The following is a 3446-nucleotide window of genomic DNA, read 5'->3' as shown; positions in this document are numbered from 1 at the left end:
TCGATGTGCTGCTGCAGGGCGAGCGTGCGCCGCAGCGCCGCCGGCGGCAGGCGCAGCACGGGTGTGGCCGCGGATGGGGACATCGAGGGCGAGGACGAGGGCGACGGCAACGGCGGTGGCGCCAGATTGCCGCACGCCGTCAGCCAGGCGCCGAGTCCCGCGGCAAGTCCGGCCGCACGCACGGTATGGATCAGGCGCGGCAAAATTCCTCCAGCACGGTCAGCCGGCGCTTGGACTCGACCACGAAGGGATTGCTGCGGTCCCACGCGTATCCCGCCAGGATCGACGAGATCATGCGACGGATTTCGGGCGTGGCGTCGGGGTGGAAGATCAGCGTCTGGAAGGAGCCGGCATACCAAGCCTCGACAAACGTGCGGAAGCAATCGACCCCTGCCTTCAGCGTGCGCGCGTAGTCCTGCTCCCAGTCCACCGTCTCGCCGGCAAACTCGCGGGCGATGCAGTCGACCGCCAGGTTCGCGGATTTGAACGCGATCGTCACGCCGGAGGAGAACACCGGATCGAGGAACTCGCCGGCGTTGCCCAGCAACGCGTAGCCCTTGCCCCACAGCGAGCGGACGTTGGCCGAATAGCCGGTCAGCTGGCGGGCCGGCGTGTCCCACCGTGCATCGGCCAGTAGCGCGGCCAGGGCAGGCTCTTCGCCCACCAGCGTCTGCAGGCGGTCCATGTCGCTGCCGGCATAGCGATCGAGGAAGGCCTTCTCGGCGACCACGCCGAGCGAGCAGCGGCCGTTCGAGAACGGGATCGTCCAGTACCAGACATCGACGTGCTCCGGATGCACGCTGATGCGGATCTTGTTGCGGTCGAAGGCGCCGGGTGCGACGCGATCCTCGATATGCGTGAAGATCGCGCTGCGCACGGGGAAGTTGGATGGCGATTCCAGGTCCAGCAGCCGCGGCAGCACACGGCCGAAGCCCGATGCGTCGAGCAGCTGGCGGCATTCGACCTGATAGGACGCGCCATCCTCGCCGCGCACCGTCACGCGCGGACGAGCGCCGTCCAGATCCACCGCCGTGACCTGGTGCCGGAAGCGGACCTCGGCCCCCTGGCGCTGCGCGTCGCGGATCAGCACATCGTCGAAATGCGCGCGCTGGACCTGGTAGGTCGTGCCCCAGCCGGGCGTGAACTTGTCGCGGAAGTCGAATTCGGTGTAGCGGTCGCCGCGGACAAAGGCGGCACCGTTCTTGTACTGGAAGCCTGCTTCCACCACCGCGCGCAGCATGCCGGCCTGCTCGATATATTCCATGCTCTGCGGCAACAGGCTCTCGCCGATGGAGAAGCGCGGGAACGTCTCCTTCTCCAGCACCAGCACGGCGATGCCGCGTTGGCGCAGCAGGCCTGCCGCCACCGCGCCGGCAGGCCCAGCGCCGATGATCAGCACGTCGACGTATTGAAGTTCCATCTCTTGCATCTGCGTATCCTCGAGGTCGGGCGCGCGTTCAGCGCGCCGCGTTTTGATCGGCTGGCGCCGGCCGGAACCACGGCGACAGTATCCACACGGCTCCCACGCCGCTCAGCATGGTCATGCCGAACGCATGCAGCGCCGGCGTCGCCGACAGCGCCAGCAGGCCGAACGCCAGCAGCGTGCTGGCCGCACCGAGCACGATCGCGGTCCACGACACGCCGTCGCCCGGGTGCTCCAGCAGGAAAATTCCGTAGTCGACGCCGACGCCAAGCAGCAAGGCGAGCGCCAGCACCGAGAACAACTGTAACGGCACGTCGAGCCAGCCCAGCATCGCGACGCTCAGCGCCGCCGCCAGCAGCGTCGGCACGAGGGCGCGCCAGGCCGCGCGTCCATGGCGCCAGGCCAGCAGGCCGGCAACGACGACCGCCCCAGCCGCCAGCAGCCAGCTCATCATCGCGCGGTAGCGTGCCAGCAGCGCCGAATAGTCGGCCACGCGGTCGACCCATTGCGCGCCCTCGAGCGGGGCCACCGCGGCCGCGACGGCGTCGATGGCATCGCGTCGATCCAGCCCCTGCAGCAGCATCACGCTGGCATGGTTCCCATCGGTCGATCCCAGCCATAGCTGGCGCAGCGGCAGCGAGACCGGATGGGCCAGCCATGCCGGCAGCGTCAGCACCTTGTCTGCCGTCCGCGGCGCCGGCCCTGCGGCCTGCGGCTCGCCCAGCGCGCTGCGCACGCGGGCCCTCACCTCCTGTTCGACGCCGCTGGCGAGCGTCGCGTCGGCTCGTTGGCGGGCCGCAGAGGGGACCCAGTCGGACAGCGCCAGCACGCCGCGCAGCTGCCCCGCGGCCAATACCGGCGCGAGCGCGCGCTTGACGGCTTCCTCGCGTTGCAGGACCTGCTCCGGCGTGGCGCCGCGCACCACGATGAACTGCGCCGGGCTCGGCGTGCCGAGCAGCCGACCGGCAACGCGCTGCGCTTCGACCAGCTCCGGCGGCGAGCTCTGCAACTGGCGCACGTCGTCGCTGACCCGCACGCGCGCCACGCCGAGTGCGATGAACAATCCGAGCAACCCCAAGGCCAACGCGGTACGGCCGTCCGCGCGCACGCGCGGCCAGCGCGCCAGGCTGGCGGCCAGCCATCGGGACAGCCGCGTGGGCCGCACCGGTGCGCGGTCCAGCCACGGGAACCACAGCACCACCGTCAGGAAGGCACACACCAGGCCCGTCGCCGAGAACAGCGCCATCTGGCGCAGGCCCGGGAACGGCGCCACGCCCAGCGCCAGATAGGCCGCCACGCTGGTGGCCAGCGCCAGCGCCATGCCGCCAAACAGCATCCGCACCGTGCGCGCGGGCGTCCATGCCGGCCTCGCCTGCCGCATCACGAAATAGTGGATGCCGTAGTCCTCCGCCACGCCCACCAGGCTGGCGCCGAACACGAGCGTGATCAGATGGACCCGGCCGAATACCAGCGCGGTCACCGACAGCGCCGCCGCGGTGCCGATCACCAGCGACAGCGCGACCAGTCCGATCGGCCGCATGGAGCGAAAGGCGAGCCAGACCAGCAGCAGCACGGCGGCCAGCGAGCCGAGCCCGATCACGTTCATTTCCCGGTTGGCCTGGACCGCGGCCGCCTCGGCGTGCAGCGGAATGCCGGCGGCCACCACGCGCACCTCGCCGTCGCCCTGCTGCGCGGCACGCTCGCCGGCGCTCAGCAGCGACCGGTAGTCGGATGCTCCATCGGCGGCGAAGGCCGCGCGCGCGGCGTGGTAGCCCAGCACCACCCATTCGGCGCCGTCGGCGCCGAGCGTGGCCAGGCCATCGCGCTGGCGTACCGGGGTCGCGCCGCTGCGCGAAAGCCACCAATCCGGCCAGAGGTTGAGCGGATCGGCCTGCCAGTCGGCCAGCCGTGGTCCCGCGGCGAACTGGTACAAGCGCGCCAGCGATTGGCCCGCCAGCGCCTGGACATCCGCATGTGTCAGCATCGCGCGCTGGCCGTCGGTCAGCATGCCTGCGCGATACGG

The 3446-nt window shown here is 70.7% G+C and carries 2 protein-coding genes and 1 pseudogene; all 3 read right to left on the bottom strand.

The features are described 5' to 3' along the window. Positions 1 to 203, bottom strand: a pseudogene (locus AC6EI8_RS25450) (hypothetical protein); the annotation flags it as partial. Continuing rightward, positions 191 to 1420: an NAD(P)/FAD-dependent oxidoreductase gene (locus AC6EI8_RS25445; RefSeq protein WP_498383257.1), complete on the bottom strand. Its 1230-nt coding sequence runs from the start codon at positions 1418 to 1420 to the stop codon at positions 191 to 193. The pseudogene AC6EI8_RS25450 and the gene AC6EI8_RS25445, both read right to left, overlap by 13 nt. A 37-nt stretch (positions 1421 to 1457) precedes the next feature. Next, positions 1458 to 3446, bottom strand: a 1989-nt coding sequence (locus AC6EI8_RS25440) for an MMPL family transporter (RefSeq protein WP_498383255.1), incomplete at its 5' end; no start/stop codon positions are given.

Source organism: Cupriavidus sp. R6-3 (genome assembly GCF_059772245.1).
This window is presented reverse-complemented; position numbering and strand designations above follow the sequence as displayed.